A 15,018-nucleotide genomic window follows, 5' to 3' on the forward strand; every position below is an offset into this window, starting at 1 on the left:
AGCGCGCCCCTCGCTCGGGAACAAGTGATCTTGATTGGTCGGCTCTGCCCGCAAAAGTGCCTGAGAGATGGCCCACTCCCGATCACTTGAGATCGGTCACGCCCGCTCCCGGCAACCAGGAGACCGAGGTGAGCGTCTTTGCTTCGAACAGCTGTGAGGGCGGATACGTAAGACCCACAGAATGCCGACACACCGGTCCTCAGCGGCACGGCACTACAGTGGGTCGGACAGGCCAGCAGGCAAGGCAAGCACCAGGGAGCGCATGACGTGCGGCCGGTAGGCAGCAAGTACCTGCTCGAGGAGCCGCTCGGACGCGGCGCCACGGGCACCGTCTGGCGAGCCCGCCAGCGCGAGACCGCGGGCGCCGAGGCGGCCGTACCGGGACAGCCCGGCGAGACCGTGGCGATCAAGGTCCTCAAGGAGGAGCTGGCCAGCGACGCGGACGTCGTCATGCGGTTCCTCCGGGAGCGCTCCGTCCTGCTCCGGCTCACCCACCCCAACATCGTCCGGGTCCGTGACCTGGTGGTCGAGGGCGATCTGCTGGCGCTGGTCATGGACCTCGTCGAGGGCCCCGACCTGCACCGCTACCTGCGCGAGAACGGGCCCTTCACCCCGGTCGCCGCGGCGCTGCTCACCGCCCAGATCGCCGACGCGCTCGCCGCCAGCCACGCCGACGGCGTCGTCCACCGCGACCTGAAGCCGGCGAACGTCCTGCTCCAGCAGTACGAGGGGCAGATGCACCCGCTGCTGACCGACTTCGGCATCGCACGCCTCGCCGACTCCCCGGGCCTGACCCGCACCCAGGAGTTCGTCGGCACGCCCGCGTACGTCGCTCCCGAGTCCGCCGAGGGCCGCCCGCAGACCTCCGCCGTCGACATCTACGGCGCCGGCATCCTGCTGTACGAGCTGGTCACCGGCCGCCCGCCGTTCGCCGGCAGCTCCGCCCTGGAGGTGCTGCACCAGCACCTGAGCGCCGAGCCGCGCCGCCCGTCCACGGTCCCCGACCCGCTGTGGACGGTCATCGAGCGCTGTCTGCGCAAGAACCCGGACGAGCGGCCCAGCGCCGAGAACCTCGCCCGCGGCCTGCGCGTCGTCGCCGAGGGCATCGGGGTGCACTCGAACTCCGCGCAGATCGCCGCCGCCGAGGGCGTGGGCGCGCTCCTGGCGCCCGACCCGGCGCCCGCGCCCGTGCCGGACAGCTTCGGCTCGGGCGACCCGACCCAGGTCCTCCCGCAGGGCGCAGGCTCCTACGACCCGAACGCCGCGACCAGCGTCATGAACCAGACCGGCGCCCCCGGCGCCGCCGACCCGACCGCTGTCCTGCCCAATCGGGGCGCGGCCGACCCGACCGCCGTCATGCCTCCGGTCCCGCCGGGCTCGCCCGGCCACCCCGGCCAGCAGGGCGGTCCCGGCGGGCACGAGGACCCGCACCCGTGGCAGAACCAACTGCGGGCGGCCCGCGACCGCAACGAGCAGACGCAGGTCCAGTACCTCGACCCGAACCAGGACCCGCTGCGCCGCCGCCCCCAGCGCCAGGTGGCCCGGCCGCAGCAGCAGCCCCCGCAGCGGGGCCACCAGCCCCCGCCCGGACCCGGCTACGGCCATCCGCAGCAGCAGCCCCAGCAGTACGCGCCGCAGCCCCAGCAGCCGCAGCGCTACGCCCCGCCCGCGCCGCCGCCCCAGCCCCAGCAGCCGCAGCGGCCCCAGCGCGAGCCCCGGCAGCCGCGACAGCGCAGCGCCAACCCGATGCGGATCCCCGGGCTCGGCTGCCTGAAGGGCTGTCTCTTCACGATCGTCATCCTCTTCGTCGCCGGCTGGCTGGTCTGGGAACTGAGCCCGCTCCAGGAGTGGATCGGCACCGGCAAGGGCTACTGGGACCAGCTCACCGACTGGTTCAACACCGTGACGGGCTGGTTCGAGAAGCTCGGCAGCGGTGGGGGCGCTTAGGTCGCCCTGCGGCACGAACCGACCCGAACCCGCCTACGGGGTTGGTGATTTGTCGACACCTGGCGGGTGATTTCCGCCTCGGCGGTGAAGGTTGGCTCCTCGGACGCGTAGTTTTGGCGACAACACGCGTCGCAAGGAGCAGCCTTGGCACGGAAGATCGGCAGCCGGTACACCGCCCACCAGATCCTGGGGCGGGGCAGCGCCGGCACGGTGTGGCTGGGCGAGGGCCCCGAAGGCCCCGTCGCCATCAAGCTGCTGCGCGAGGATCTCGCGTCCGACCAGGAACTCGTCGGCCGCTTCGTGCAGGAGCGGACGGCACTGCTCGGGCTGGAGCACCCGCACGTCGTGTCCGTGCGCGACCTGGTCGTGGACGGCAACGACCTGGCCCTGGTCATGGACCTCGTCCGGGGCACGGACCTGCGCACCCGGCTGGAGCGGGACCGGCGCCTCGCCCCCGAGGCGGCCGTCGCCATCGCGGCGGACATCGCCGACGGGCTGGCGGCCGCGCACGCCGCGGGCGTCGTGCACCGGGACGTGAAGCCGGAGAACGTGCTCCTCGACATGCAGGGCCCGCTCGGCCCCGGCGGCTCCCACCGCGCGCTGCTGACGGACTTCGGGGTGGCGAAGCTCATCGACACCCCGCGCCGCACCAAGGCCACGAAGATCATCGGCACGCCCGACTACCTCGCCCCGGAGATCGTCGAGGGCCTGCCCCCGCGCGCCTCCGTCGACATCTACGCCCTCGCCACCGTGCTGTACGAGCTGCTGGCGGGCTTCACCCCGTTCGGCGGCGGCCACCCGGGCGCGGTGCTGCGCCGGCACGTCACGGAGACCGTCGTCCCGCTGCCCGGCATCCCGGACGAGCTGTGGCAGCTCATCATCCAGTGCCTCGCCAAGGCCCCGGCCTCCCGGCTGCGGGCCTCGGAGCTCGGGTCGCGACTGCGCGAGCTGCTGCCGATGCTGGCGGGCATGCCGCCGCTGGAGGTGGACGAGCCGGACACCGAGTCCGCCGAGGAGACCGACCGCGAGGAGCGGCCCGCCGGACCGGCACCGGCCGCGGAGCGGGTCCGGCGGCGGGGCGCGGTCCCGCTGGTGCCGGGCGCGAAACCGGCCGACTCCAACCGGGACACCCACACCTCCATGCGCGTCCCCGCCCCCGACGAGCTGGCCGGGGGCGCGCACGGCACGGCCCGGGCCCCGCGCACCTCGGGCACGCCCCGGCCCGGCTCGGCCCGCAACCGCGCCGCCACCCGGCGCCGCCGCCTCGCTCTGGGGGCGGGCGCGGTCGCCCTGATCGCCGCGATCGGCGTCGGGGCGTGGCTGACCACGTCGGACGACGACGCGAGCACCCCACCCCAGGACACCCAGAACTCGGCCCCGCAGTCGCCCTGACGCCGCCCGCGCGGGGGCAGGCGACGGGTGTGGGCGCGGGCTGCCGGTGGCGCGGGCCGGCGTCGGCTGCGACGGCCCGGCGTTGGCCGCCGGGCGGAGCCGTTACGCTGGAGGCGTGGCAGTCGTCGATGTATCCGAAGAGCTCAAGTCCCTCTCCTCGACCATGGAGTCGATCGAGGCCGTTCTGGACCTCGACAAGCTGAGGGCAGACATCGCCGTGCTCGAGGAGCAGGCGGCCGCGCCGTCCCTGTGGGACAACCCCGACGAGGCGCAGAAGATCACCAGCAAGCTGTCCCACCTCCAGGCCGAGGTGCGCAAGGCCGAGGCCCTGCGCGGTCGTATCGACGACCTCTCCGTCCTGTTCGAGATGGCCGAGGAGGAGGACGACCCGGACACCCGTGCCGAGGCCGAGTCCGAGCTCGCCGCCGTCCGGAAGGCGCTGGACGAGATGGAGGTCCGCACCCTCCTGTCCGGCGAGTACGACTCGCGTGAGGCCGTGGTGAACATCCGCGCCGAGGCCGGCGGCGTCGACGCGGCCGACTTCGCCGAGAAGCTCCAGCGCATGTACCTGCGGTGGGCCGAGCAGCGCGGCTACAAGACGGAGATCTACGAAACGTCGTACGCGGAGGAGGCCGGCATCAAGTCGACCACCTTCGCCGTCCAGGCGCCCTACGCGTACGGCACGCTCTCCGTCGAGCAGGGCACGCACCGCCTCGTGCGCATCTCGCCCTTCGACAACCAGGGCCGGCGCCAGACCTCCTTCGCGGGCGTCGAGGTCCTGCCCGTGGTCGAGCAGACCGACCACATCGAGATCGACGAGTCCGAACTGCGGGTGGACGTGTACCGCTCGTCCGGCCCCGGCGGTCAGGGCGTCAACACCACCGACTCCGCGGTGCGCCTCACCCACATCCCCACCGGCATCGTCGTCTCCTGCCAGAACGAGCGGTCGCAGATCCAGAACAAGGCGACCGCCATGAACGTGCTCCAGGCCAAGCTGCTGGAGCGGCGCCGCCAGGAGGAGCAGGCCAAGATGGACGCCCTCAAGGGCGACGGCGGCAACTCCTGGGGCAACCAGATGCGTTCCTACGTGCTGCACCCGTACCAGATGGTCAAGGACCTGCGCACCGAATTCGAGGTGGGTAACCCGGAGTCCGTGTTCAACGGTGAGATCGACGGGTTCCTCGAGGCCGGAATTCGCTGGCGCAAGCAGCAGGAGAAGTAATTTGTCGACAAGGCAACTGTCGCCTCCAGGGCGGCAGTTGCCTTTTCTGTGTCGCATGTCTGGGTTTTACATCACACTCACAGACTCCGACTTCCGGCATAGCCCCCGTAGTTGGACATGGCGCCCGCAAACGCCCTTGACGTGTCTTTGAAAAATGGGAAGGGTAAAGCGCGGCATGCGTGTCTCTGGGGCGCATGTGAACCGGGGGGCCTTTCACTGCGGCCGTCCCCGTCGAGCACAGCCCCGAACGCTGCCTAATGACGATGAGCTACTGGGGGTAGCAACCACATGACGAAGAAGACGCGGATCCGTGTCGCGCGGATAGCGGCCGGTGCCGTGATCGCCGCCGGTGCCTCGCTGACCGCCGCCGGTGCCGCATCCGCCGCGCCGGCGGACAACTGCCTGCTCGGCATCCTGTGCGCCGACGAGTCGCCGTCCCCGACGCCGCCGACGCCGACGGACCCGCCGACCGACATCCCCACCGACCCGCCGACGGACCTCCCGACGGACCCGCCGTCGACCGAGGAGCCCACCGACGAGCCGACCGAGCCCACGGACGAGCCCACCGAGCCGACCGAGGACCCGACCGACGCGCCGACCAACCCGGGCAACGGTGGCGGTGGCGGCAACGCGGGCGGTGGCGACAACGGCGGCGGCAACAACGCCGACCCCGACGGCGGCACCTCCCCGCAGGAGGAGGGCTCTTCCTCCCTCACCGACACGGGCTCGGACTCCACCCCGGCCGCGCAGGGTCAGGGCCAGGCCCAGGCCCAGGCCCAGGGCAACGGTGAGGAGCTCGCCGAGACCGGTGCCGCGCAGACCACCTTCCTGGTGATCGGCGCCGCCACGATGATCGCCGGCGGTGTCGGCTTCCGCGTCCTGCCGCGCCTCATGGGCGGCCGCGGCGGGGCTGCCGCCTGACGGTAGCCGCGTCCGTACGGACCGTGGGCACACAGTGCCAAGCCGAGGGCCCGGAGCGAGACGCTCCGGGCCCTCGGTCTTGTCCCTCGGCCTTGTCTTCGGCGGCTTCGCCTATTACGCCGTCTGGTGCGCCAGCAGCGCCACGGCCGCGATCAGCGCCGCCAGCAGGGCGATCAGCGCCATCGGGTTCAGGTTCGCGAGGAAGTTCTCCTGCTGCAGGCGCTCGCGGTTCGCGCGGCACACGGGGCAGCGGCCCTCGTTCACAGGGGCCGCGCAGTTAGCGCACACCAACCGGTCGTACGTCATGCGCTCGCCCTCCTTGCGCCGGTTACACCCTGTTCAACGTTCGTGGGGGCGGGAATGTTCCCCTCCCCACTGTGCCAGGTTCCGCCGGAGGGCGCGCGGTCGCTGCCGAAGGGGTGGCTCCGGTGCTCGCCGGGAGGTGTACAAAACGGCACATCCGCTGTGCAACCGCCACCGGTGACTGCGGTCACGTACCCGGTTCGCGTATGGTCACGCTCATCTACCCCCGGCGACCCGTGGTGCATCCGTGATCCGATTCGACAATGTCTCCAAGGTCTACCCCAAGCAGACCCGCCCCGCCCTCCGGGATGTCTCCCTCGAGGTCGAGAAGGGCGAGTTCGTGTTCCTCGTGGGGTCCTCGGGCTCCGGAAAGTCCACCTTCCTGCGGCTGATCCTCCGCGAGGAGCGGTGCAGCCACGGGCAGGTGCACGTGCTGGGCAAGGACCTCGCCCGCCTCTCCAACTGGAAGGTGCCGCAGATGCGGCGCCAGCTGGGGACGGTCTTCCAGGACTTCCGCCTGCTGCCGAACAAGACGGTCGGCGAGAACGTCGCCTTCGCGCAGGAGGTCATCGGCAAGTCGCGCGGCGAGATCCGCAAGTCCGTGCCGCAGGTGCTCGACCTCGTCGGGCTCGGCGGCAAGGAGGACCGGATGCCCGGCGAGCTGTCCGGTGGTGAGCAGCAGCGTGTCGCCATCGCGCGGGCCTTCGTCAACCGGCCGAAGCTGCTCATCGCCGACGAGCCCACCGGCAACCTCGACCCGCAGACCTCCGTCGGCATCATGAAGCTGCTCGACCGCATCAACCGGACGGGCACGACCGTGGTGATGGCCACGCACGACCAGAACATCGTGGACCAGATGCGCAAGCGCGTCATCGAGCTGGAGAAGGGCCGCCTCGTCCGCGACCAGGCCCGTGGCGTCTACGGCTACCAGCACTGACACCGCACGAGATCCACGGAAAGGCTTAACCCGTCGCCATGCGCGCCCAGTTCGTACTCTCCGAGATCGGTGTCGGTCTCCGCCGCAACCTGACGATGACCTTCGCCGTCATCGTCTCCGTCGCCCTGTCGCTCGCCCTGTTCGGCGGGTCGCTCCTGATGAGCGACCAGGTCAGCACCATGAAGGGCTACTGGTACGACAAGGTCAACGTCTCGATCTTCCTCTGCAACAAGAGTGACGCCGAGTCCGACCCGAACTGCGCCAAGGGCGCGGTGACGGACGACCAGAAGCAGCAGATCAAGACCGACCTCGACAAGATGGGCGTCGTCCAGACGGTCACGTACGAGTCGCAGGACGCGGCCTACAAGCACTACAAGGAGCAGTTCGGGGACTCACCGCTGGCCAGCTCCCTCACGCCGGACCAGATGCAGGAGTCGTACCGCATCAAGCTGAAGGACCCGCAGAAGTACCAGGTCATCGCGACCGCCTTCGACGGCCGGGACGGCGTGCAGTCCGTTCAGGACCAAAAGGGCATTCTGGACAACCTGTTCGGGCTCCTCAACGGTATGAACTGGGCCGCGCGGGCGGTGATGGCGCTCATGCTCGTCGTCGCGCTGATGCTGATCGTCAACACCGTGCGCGTCTCGGCGTTCAGCCGGCGGCGCGAGACCGGCATCATGCGCCTGGTCGGCGCCTCGGGCTTCTACATCCAGGCGCCGTTCATCATGGAGGCCGCGGTCGCCGGGCTCATCGGCGGCACCCTCGCGTGCGCCTTCCTGCTGATCGCCAGATACTTCATCATCGACCACGGCCTGGCGCTGTCCGAGAAGCTGAACCTGATCAACTTCATCGGCTGGGACGCCGTTCTCACGAAGCTGCCGCTCATCCTCGCCACGAGTCTGCTGATGCCCGCGTTGGCCGCGTTCTTCGCGCTGCGCAAGTACTTGAAGGTGTGACGCATGCCAAGCGGGGCCGTGCGGTCAACCGACCGTACGGCCCTTCCCCTTGTCCTAGACTCACCGGCATGTCAGGTCGTGACCCGTTCTGTCAGCCCCGTCGCATCCGCCGCGGGGCCGCCCTGACCTTGCTGTTCACGAGCGTGCTCGTCGCCGGAGCGGCCACCGGCTCCCTCCCGCAGGCCGACCGCGAGTCCGCACCGGACGAGGCCCGTTCGATCAGCCCGGCCGGGAGCCACGCGGCCGTCGCCAGGGCCGCCGAGGAGGCCATGGCCGACGGCAAGTCCCCGATGGAGGCCGCCAAGCGCGCCGTCAGCCGCAGCGGCGACCGCTGGGGCGCCGTCTACTCCCGGGGCGAGTACGAGGAGTTCGAGGAGACCCTCGACGGCCAGTACACGGGCGTCGGACTCTGGGCACGCAGCGAACGCGACGGCCGTATCGAGGTGACCAAGGTGCGCGCCGGCTCGCCCGCCGCCACCGCCGGGATCCGCCCCGGAGACCTGCTCCGCAGCGTCGACGGCGAGAAGACCGACGGCAGGCCCGTCACCGAGGTCATCGCCCTGCTGCGCGGGGACGCAACCGACGCCCCCGCCGGCACCACCGTCCGCCTCGGCCTGGAGCGGGGCGAGCGCGCGTGGACCGAGACCCTGCGCCGGGCCCAGCTGACCACGGACTCGGTCACCGTCCGGGAACTCACGGGCCCGGTCACCGTCATCAAGGTCGACACCTTCACCAAGGGCTCCGGCGACCAGGTCCGCGAGGCCGTCCGCCAGGCCCCGCCCGGCGGCGTCGTCCTCGACCTGCGCGGCAACTCCGGCGGACTGGTCACCGAGGCCGTCACCGCCGCCTCCGCCTTCCTCGACGGCGGCCTGGTCGCCACGTACGACGTCGAGGGCGCACAGCGCGCCCTGCACGCCGAGCCCGGCGGCGACACGACGAGACCCCTGGTCGCGCTCGTCGACGGCGGGACGATGAGCGCGGCCGAACTCCTCACCGGGGCCGTCCAGGACCGCGGGCGGGCACTCGTCGTGGGTTCCCGGACCTTCGGCAAGGGCTCGGTCCAGATGCCGAGCCGGCTGCCCGACGGCTCCGTCGCGGAGCTGACCGTCGGCCACTACCGCACCCCCTCCGGCCGCGGGGTCGACGGCCGGGGCATCACCCCCGACCTGGAGACCGACGACAGCGCCCTCCAGCGGGCCGAGACCGTACTGCGCGGTCTCGCGAGCCCCTCGTAATCGACTTTCCGCAGGACCCCTCCGTAGTGCGAAAATGGGCGGCACTATGGCTAAGGAAAAAGGGCGCAAGCTGATCGCGCAGAACAAGAAGGCGCGGCACGACTACCTCGTCATCGACACCTACGAGGCCGGCCTGGTCCTCACCGGGACCGAGGTGAAGTCGCTGCGCCAGGGACGGGCGTCGCTGGCCGACGGCTTCGTGCAGCTGACCGACGGTGAGGCATGGCTGCACAACGTGCACGTACCGGAGTACAGCCAGGGCACCTGGACCAATCACAGTGCCCGACGCAAGCGGAAGCTGCTGCTGCACCGCGCGGAGATCGACAAGCTGGAGTCGAAGTCGGGGGACACGGGCCACACCATCGTGCCGCTCGCGCTGTACTTCAAGGACGGCCGGGCCAAGGTCGAGATCGCGCTGGCCAAGGGCAAGAAGGAGTACGACAAGCGTCAGGCGCTGCGCGAGAAGCAGGACCGCCGGGAGACCGACCGCGCGATCGCGGCGGTGAAGCGGAGGCAGCGCGGGGCCTAGGGAATACGCTGGCACCGACCTGCGTTGGTCACGTACGATGGTGACTGCACCCCACAGCGGGTGCGTGCCCCTCTCCGGAGGGATTGTCAACACAACATGGGGATGATCGGTTTCGACAGCGGCTGTCGAAGCAGGGGAAGCGTGTCGAGGAAGCGGCAATGATCTCGTAAACCATATGTCGCAAAAAATAATCGCCAACACCAAGCGCGATTCCCAGTCCTTCGCCCTCGCTGCCTGATAAGCAGTGACTGAAGGACCCTAAATGGGTGTCAGCCCGGGAGTGTTCCCGGCCCGGATCCTGGCATAATCTAGGGAACTAAACCATCGAGCCCGGTCACGGGGTTCGATGGGAAATCAAACAGTGACTGGGCCCGTCGGCGACTTGTTCGCGTGATCGCCGGGGCCGAGAAAATCGCAGCGAACTGCACACGGAGAAGCCCTGGTTCCGCACCGTTGGACGCGGGTTCGATTCCCGCCATCTCCACTCATCCCATGTGGGCACAGGCCCCGTCGCTTATCGAGCGGCGGGGCCTGTGTCATGCGTGGCCCGCACAGGCCCGGGGCGGGGCGGCAGCGTCGTCGCCGCTTCTTCCCGTGCCTCCGGTGCCGGGACGACCGAACCTGGACAGCGCCAGGGCCACGACCGCAGCCGCCACCGGGATGGCGTAGCCCGCCGTCGCCGACGCGTGCTCCACCGTCCAGCCGCCGAGCGCGCTGCCGCAGGCGATGCCGCCGAGCAGGCCGGTCACCGCCAGGGTCATGCCCTCGTTCAGCCGGCCCTCGGGCGTGCGCTCCTGGACCAGGGTCATGACGGTGATCATCGTCGGGGCCGTCGCCATCCCGGCGACCAGCAGCGTGCCCGCCAGCAGCGGGAGTGAACCGGTGAGGGCGGCGGCGAGCGGGGGCAGGGTCAGCAGCGCGGCCATCACGGCCACGCACCACGGCAGCCGGGCTGCGGCCGGTCCCGCCGGCTTCGCGGCGCCGTACAGCAGACCCGCCGCACAGGACCCGGCCGCCTGGAGCGCCAGCACGACACCGGCCGCCGACTGCTGCCCCCGCGCGTCCGCGAACGCGAGCGTGACGACCTCCGTCGAGCCGAACACCGCGCCCATCGCCAGGCAGGCCCCCAGCAGCGGGGGCATGCCTTGGGCGCGCAGGGGCGGCTTGGCCGGTATGTATGCGCGGACCGGCGGCTCCGTCGCACGCCGGCCGGTGAACAGGAGCATGCCGGTGAGCAGCAGCACCGCGCCGACCAGCGTGCCGGCCTCCGGGAAGAGCGTCCCGCACAGGAAGGCGGCGAGCACCGGGCCCAGCATGAAGCACAGCTCGTCCGCCGCCTGCTCGAAAGAGTTGGCGGTGTGCAGGGCCTCCGCGTCACCGGCCAGCAGATGCGCCCACCGGGCCCGGGACATGCCGCCGATGTTCGGGGTCGTCGCGGTGGCGGCGTAGGAGGCGAACAAGGTCCAGTCCGGGGCGTCGGCGCGGACGCACAGCAGCAGCGCGAGGGAGCCGAGGACGGCGATCACCGTGGCGGGCACGGCCACCCGGGCCTGGCCGTGCCGGTCGACGAGCCGCGCGGTCCACGGCGCGACCACCGCGGTCGCCGCCAGCCCCGCCGCCGTGACGGCACCGGCCAGGGCGTACGAGCCCCGCGTCTCGGCGATCATGACGACCGCGCTGACACTGAACATGCCCATCGGCAGCCGGGCGATCAGGTTCCCGGCGGTGAACGCACGGGCACCCGGCAGCTCGAAGAGACGGCGGTACGAGACGAGTCGCGGCATGCGCCCACCGTCGCCCGGGGGCGACCGGGCCGTCCAACACCTGTTCCGCGCGCAGTCACGCACCTGGGTTGTAGGACCTGGCGATAAATAATCGTTCGCAGTTCTTCATACAGAGATATGGAGAGTCCTAATGGCACATGGAAAAGATGCTCAACGGGGAAATCCTTCACTCGTTTGCCGCGTTTCCGGCGAAGTAGGCCGACGTTAGTCGGTACATGACCGAGGCGACCAGGAAAGACGGGTGGGCGGTAACGCTCGGCCCCTACACCTACATTCCCGCTCCGGCGCACTCGTCGGCGACCGTCAACGGCACCCTCACCAAGGGCGGTTGCCCGGTCACGTTGCAGGTGACCGAGCCGGTGCTGCGCGATTTCCTGGACGCCATGAGCGTGCTGGAAAACGATCTCGCCCGGCGCTGGACCAGTGCGACGGAATGGTCCGCTTTCGCGCTCGCGGAATAGTCGGGGCGCGCCATGTACGACAAAGGAATCGAGGGCAGCGGGCGGCACCGCGCTCCGACCCGGGACTTCGTGACTCCGCTCACGCCACCGGACCCGACCTGGGATCCGGCCGAGGAACTGGCGTTCATCCTCGAGGAGGCCCTCAGCGAACAGGGGCGCCTCAGCGAACAGGGGCGCCTCAGCGAACAGGGGCGGAGGATTCCCGCCCCTCGTGACGAGACGCGCTCCGTGGCCGCGGACCTCGTCCCGGACGGCCACATGAGGCGGCTCCAGGACATCACCGAGGAACTGCCGCCGATGCGGGAGGTCCACCGGAGCCACCGCAAGGTCCGGACCCGCAAGGCCCCGGGCGTGCTCCGCGCCACCAGCTTCCTCGTGGCCGCCATGGCCGCCGTCATCGCCTCCGCGGTGAGCCTCCTGAGCGGAATGGTCGCCTACGACCCGCTGCGCCTCGTCGCCGTGTCCCCCGCGGGGAGAAGTCTCCACACCTGGTGGCCGCTGCTGGTGTACGGGCCCTGGCTGGTGGCCTCGCTGTCCGTCCTGCGGGCCGCGCTGCACCAGCGCCGTGCCGTGCACTCCTGGTGCGTGGTCCTCGTCTTCTCGTGCGTCGCCGTACTGCTGTGCGTCGCCCAGGCGCCCAGGACGGTCCTGGGCACCGCGTCGGCGGCCCTGCCGGGAGTGGCGGCACTGGCCTGCTTCCAGCAGGTGGTCCGGCAGATCACGCTGACCCGCCCGCCCGTCCGCACGGTGCCGCGGCACCGCCAGGGGCAGGCACCGCCGAAGGACCTTGCGGGCGGGGCCGTTCCCGGTGGCGAGACGACGGGGCAGGGGGAGGGGCCTCAGCAGACCGGCGCAGTCTGAGCGGCGAGGTGCTGGGCGGCCCGGTGCTGGGCTGCTCGGTGACGGGGCGGCGGGGTCATCGGCCCCGCCGCCGCTGTAGGTTCACGGCATGCCCGCCCATGTCGACCCCCGTCTGCTGCGTGGATTCGTCACCGTCGCCGAGGAGTTGCACTTCACCCGTGCCGCGGTCCGGCTGCATGTCGCGCAGCAGGCGCTCAGCCGGGACGTGCGGCGGCTGGAGCGGGAGCTGGGGGCCGAGCTGTTCGTGCGGACCACCCGGCAGGTGACGCTCACGCCCGACGGGGAACGGCTGCTGCCGTACGCCCGCCGGGTGCTCCAGGCGCAGGAGGAACTGCTCGCCGCCTTCGACCAGGCCCGGCCCCTGCTGGTGGACCTCAACTCCCCGGGCCTGGTCACACCCCGCCGGGTGCTGCACCGGGCGCGTGAACTCGCCCCCGGGCACGAGCTGATGGCCCGCTACGAGAGCGGCCTGACCGGAGCCGCCGGGGAGCTGCTCGCGGGGCGGCTGGACGCGTCGTTCGGACGGTTCGCCGGGCTGGACCCGGCGCTGCGGGCCGGGCTCGACCACGAGCCCGTGCGCTACGAGCCGATGGCCGTCGTGCTCCCCGAGAACCACCCGCTGGCCGCGCTGGACCAGGTTCCGCTCGCGAAGCTGGCCGGCGAGACCGTCTACGCGGGCGCCGGCAATCCGCGCACGCCGGAGTGGACGGGCCTCGCGCGGCTGCTGTTCGAGGGGCGGGGCATCGACATCGCGCCTCCCGCCCCGCTGGCGGTCGGGGACGAGGAGTTCCAGCGGATCATGGCCCGGACGCGCAACCCGATCCTGGCCGTCGTGGAGTTCCCGGCGCTGCCGTCGACGGTGGTGCGGCCGTTGGTCGACCCGGTTCCGCTGTCCCCCGTCTCCCTGGTGTGGCGCAAGGGCCTGACCCATCCCGCGTTCGACGCGCTGCGGCGGGCGGCGGCCCGGCTCACCGCCGAGGAGGGGTGGCTGCGGCGGCCCACCGGAGGGTGGATTCCGGCCGGTGACGATGTCCTCATGACGTCTCACGACTGAGACGATTCGATGCCCGCGCTCACACACAATCTCCCCGTGCGCTACATTCGATGCCTGAGCACGGTGTGGTAATAGGGGTGCGTTCGGACGGGTGGGGGCCCGGTCCGACGGCGGGTGCTCAGGTCGTCAAGCGCACCTGAACCATCCCGTGGGGGGAAGTACGTGCGCGTGAAACAGTGGCGAGAAGACGCCCAACCTGAGTGGCCCGAGGCCGCTACTACTACCGGGGAACTCCCGTCGGACGGAAGGGTTCGGTACCGGAGATCCACGCAGGTCCTCCCCGGTCATGACGTCCGGACGCCCGGTCACCGGCTGCCCGCCGGGACGGAGGTACTGGCCGGCATTCCCCGCCAGAGCGACGGCGAGGACGCTTCGTTCGCCACGGTGAGCCGGACGTCGGTCCGCGACCCCTGGCAGGACCAGGAGGAGGCCGGCCCGTCGGGGCACGCCGGCACCACGGACAGCCAGACCCACGATCCGCACGAGGTCACCATCCAGCTCGACGCCGTGCAGCTCGGGGACGGCTTCCTGCGCCGGGCCGAGGAAGGCACGGGCGCCGAGGCCCCCGCGGACCGGCCCGTCTTCGTCGACGAGTCCGGCCGCCGCAGCCGCCGCTACCGCCGGATCGGCATGGCCGTCGCCCTGGCCTGCGGGGTCTACGCCGTCGTCATCGTCGCCACGCTGCTGTCGGGCAACTCCAACGCCCCCTGGCTGCCCGTGCCGACCAGGGAGGACAACCCGCCGGCCGGGCAGGTCGACAGCCCGCCGCTGACCGCCGAGTCGCCACCGCCCGAAGACGCAGGAGACACCGGCGCGACCGCCCCGGGCAGCACTCCGGCGACCGGCGGCGCCACGGCACCCGAGCCCGGCCGCAGCGCCGCTGCGCCGGCTGACACCGCCGACCCCGGCACGCGCCCCGGCGCGTCCGCCAAGCCCACGCCGACCGCGGCCCGGCCCACCCCGAAACCGGGCACCAAGACCACCGACCCGGCCCCGACCAAACCGGCGGACCCGCCGAGTACACCGGTCACCGACCCGACACCCACGGGTGAGCCCACCCCCCAGCCCACCGAGACCACGGGCACCGGCGGCGACGGCGGCACCGTCGCGGAAGGGCCGGCCCAGCCGCAGCCCGTCGCGGAGGCACCGGCCGAATCGCAGCCCGCCGCCGAGAGGCCCGCCGCCTAGACCGCGTCGCCGTCCGGGTCGCGTCGTCGCCTGAACCGCGTCGCCGCCCGGGCCGCGTCGCACGTGCGGCGCCCGCCGCTCCGGGCGCCGCATCACCGCTTCCGGCCGGGCGCACCTCGCCCACCGATCCCGCCAGCCCCGGAGGAACCCGAGTCCTCCGGGGCCGGGACCGCCTTGCGATCAGCCGTTCCGTGGGTCCCGCCCCGCTCACACGGCGGAAACCCCGAG

14 protein-coding genes and 1 other RNA gene are annotated in these 15,018 nt (G+C 71.6%); 13 read left to right on the top strand and 2 right to left on the bottom strand.

The genetic code is table 11. The features are described from left to right. Positions 1-267 precede the first annotated feature (267 nt). The 4 genes from ABZ016_RS29025 to ABZ016_RS29040 all read left to right on the top strand — a co-directional run bounded on the left by ABZ016_RS29025 (position 268) and on the right by ABZ016_RS29040 (position 5,482). Positions 268-1,947 carry a serine/threonine-protein kinase gene (locus tag ABZ016_RS29025; RefSeq protein ID WP_356919649.1) on the top strand — a complete coding sequence of 560 codons (1,680 nt, stop codon included), beginning with the start codon at positions 268-270 and terminating at the stop codon, positions 1,945-1,947. Positions 1,948-2,091: 144 nt separating this feature from the next. Continuing rightward, complete coding sequence (locus ABZ016_RS29030; RefSeq protein ID WP_356919650.1) at positions 2,092-3,339, top strand: serine/threonine-protein kinase; 1,248 nt, start codon at positions 2,092-2,094, stop codon at positions 3,337-3,339. A 115-nt stretch (positions 3,340-3,454) separates the two neighbouring features. Further along, positions 3,455-4,561, top strand: a complete 1,107-nt coding sequence (gene prfB, locus ABZ016_RS29035; protein ID WP_356919651.1) for a peptide chain release factor 2 — start codon at positions 3,455-3,457, stop codon at positions 4,559-4,561. Positions 4,562-4,849: 288 nt separating this feature from the next. Continuing rightward, the gene (locus ABZ016_RS29040) at positions 4,850-5,482 is read left to right on the top strand and encodes an LPXTG cell wall anchor domain-containing protein (RefSeq protein ID WP_356919652.1); all 633 of its coding nucleotides are present in this window, start codon (positions 4,850-4,852) and stop codon (positions 5,480-5,482) included. Positions 5,483-5,596: 114 nt separating this feature from the next. On the opposite strand, the gene ABZ016_RS29045 is transcribed toward ABZ016_RS29040, so the two are convergent. Next, positions 5,597-5,788 (bottom strand): hypothetical protein, encoded by a 192-nt coding sequence (locus tag ABZ016_RS29045; RefSeq protein ID WP_345660049.1) that lies wholly within the window; start codon positions 5,786-5,788, stop codon positions 5,597-5,599. A 244-nt stretch (positions 5,789-6,032) separates the two neighbouring features. Between ABZ016_RS29045 and ftsE the strand changes: the two genes are divergently transcribed. From ftsE to ssrA, 5 genes are all read left to right on the top strand, one after another. Continuing rightward, positions 6,033-6,722 carry a cell division ATP-binding protein FtsE gene (gene ftsE, locus ABZ016_RS29050; RefSeq protein WP_003990615.1) on the top strand — a complete coding sequence of 230 codons (690 nt, stop codon included), beginning with the start codon at positions 6,033-6,035 and terminating at the stop codon, positions 6,720-6,722. Between the two features lie 38 nt (positions 6,723-6,760). Then, complete coding sequence (gene ftsX / locus ABZ016_RS29055; RefSeq protein ID WP_356919653.1) at positions 6,761-7,678, top strand: permease-like cell division protein FtsX; 918 nt, start codon at positions 6,761-6,763, stop codon at positions 7,676-7,678. 68 nt (positions 7,679-7,746) lie between these two features. Continuing rightward, entirely contained in the window at positions 7,747-8,913 is a 1,167-nt protein-coding gene (locus ABZ016_RS29060) for a S41 family peptidase (RefSeq protein WP_356919654.1), read from the top strand. Between the two features lie 46 nt (positions 8,914-8,959). After that, positions 8,960-9,442, top strand: coding sequence for an SsrA-binding protein SmpB (smpB, locus tag ABZ016_RS29065; protein WP_356919655.1), 483 nt, complete (start codon positions 8,960-8,962; stop codon positions 9,440-9,442). A 98-nt stretch (positions 9,443-9,540) separates the two neighbouring features. Then, positions 9,541-9,929: a transfer-messenger RNA gene (ssrA, locus tag ABZ016_RS29070) on the top strand. A gap of 49 nt (positions 9,930-9,978) precedes the next feature. Here the strand turns inward: ssrA and ABZ016_RS29075 are convergent. Beyond that, positions 9,979-11,226 carry an MFS transporter gene (locus ABZ016_RS29075; RefSeq protein WP_356919656.1) on the bottom strand — a complete coding sequence of 416 codons (1,248 nt, stop codon included), beginning with the start codon at positions 11,224-11,226 and terminating at the stop codon, positions 9,979-9,981. A gap of 215 nt (positions 11,227-11,441) precedes the next feature. Here ABZ016_RS29075 and ABZ016_RS29080 point away from each other — a divergent pair, with 215 nt between their 5' ends. The 4 genes from ABZ016_RS29080 (at position 11,442) to ABZ016_RS29095 (ending at position 14,790) form a co-directional block, all read left to right on the top strand. Beyond that, on the top strand, positions 11,442-11,687 hold the full coding sequence (locus ABZ016_RS29080) for a hypothetical protein (protein WP_356919657.1): 246 nt from the start codon (positions 11,442-11,444) through the stop codon (positions 11,685-11,687). Between the two features lie 12 nt (positions 11,688-11,699). After that, positions 11,700-12,548 (top strand): hypothetical protein, encoded by an 849-nt coding sequence (locus tag ABZ016_RS29085; protein WP_356919658.1) that lies wholly within the window; start codon positions 11,700-11,702, stop codon positions 12,546-12,548. Between the two features lie 88 nt (positions 12,549-12,636). After that, positions 12,637-13,602, top strand: coding sequence for a LysR family transcriptional regulator (locus ABZ016_RS29090; protein WP_356919659.1), 966 nt, complete (start codon positions 12,637-12,639; stop codon positions 13,600-13,602). 384 nt (positions 13,603-13,986) lie between these two features. Beyond that, on the top strand, positions 13,987-14,790 hold the full coding sequence (locus ABZ016_RS29095) for a hypothetical protein (RefSeq protein ID WP_356919660.1): 804 nt from the start codon (positions 13,987-13,989) through the stop codon (positions 14,788-14,790). Positions 14,791-15,018: the final 228 nt, after the last annotated feature.

Origin of the sequence: Streptomyces sp. NPDC006372 (assembly GCF_040612515.1) — a bacterium.
Lineage (GTDB): Bacteria > Actinomycetota > Actinomycetes > Streptomycetales > Streptomycetaceae > Streptomyces.

What these genes read in the sequence shown, in the direction of transcription:
- ABZ016_RS29040 (WP_356919652.1), top strand. Translation starts at nt 4,850, where the DNA reads ATGACGAAGAAGACGCGGATCCGTGTCGCGCGGATAGCGGCCGGTGCC.
- ABZ016_RS29045 (WP_345660049.1), bottom strand. Translation starts at nt 5,788, where the DNA reads ATGACGTACGACCGGTTGGTGTGCGCTAACTGCGCGGCCCCTGTGAAC.
- ftsX (WP_356919653.1), top strand. Translation starts at nt 6,761, where the DNA reads ATGCGCGCCCAGTTCGTACTCTCCGAGATCGGTGTCGGTCTCCGCCGC.
- ABZ016_RS29060 (WP_356919654.1), top strand. Translation starts at nt 7,747, where the DNA reads ATGTCAGGTCGTGACCCGTTCTGTCAGCCCCGTCGCATCCGCCGCGGG.
- smpB (WP_356919655.1), top strand. Translation starts at nt 8,960, where the DNA reads ATGGCTAAGGAAAAAGGGCGCAAGCTGATCGCGCAGAACAAGAAGGCG.
- ABZ016_RS29075 (WP_356919656.1), bottom strand. Translation starts at nt 11,226, where the DNA reads ATGCCGCGACTCGTCTCGTACCGCCGTCTCTTCGAGCTGCCGGGTGCC.
- ABZ016_RS29080 (WP_356919657.1), top strand. Translation starts at nt 11,442, where the DNA reads ATGACCGAGGCGACCAGGAAAGACGGGTGGGCGGTAACGCTCGGCCCC.
- ABZ016_RS29085 (WP_356919658.1), top strand. Translation starts at nt 11,700, where the DNA reads ATGTACGACAAAGGAATCGAGGGCAGCGGGCGGCACCGCGCTCCGACC.
- ABZ016_RS29090 (WP_356919659.1), top strand. Translation starts at nt 12,637, where the DNA reads ATGCCCGCCCATGTCGACCCCCGTCTGCTGCGTGGATTCGTCACCGTC.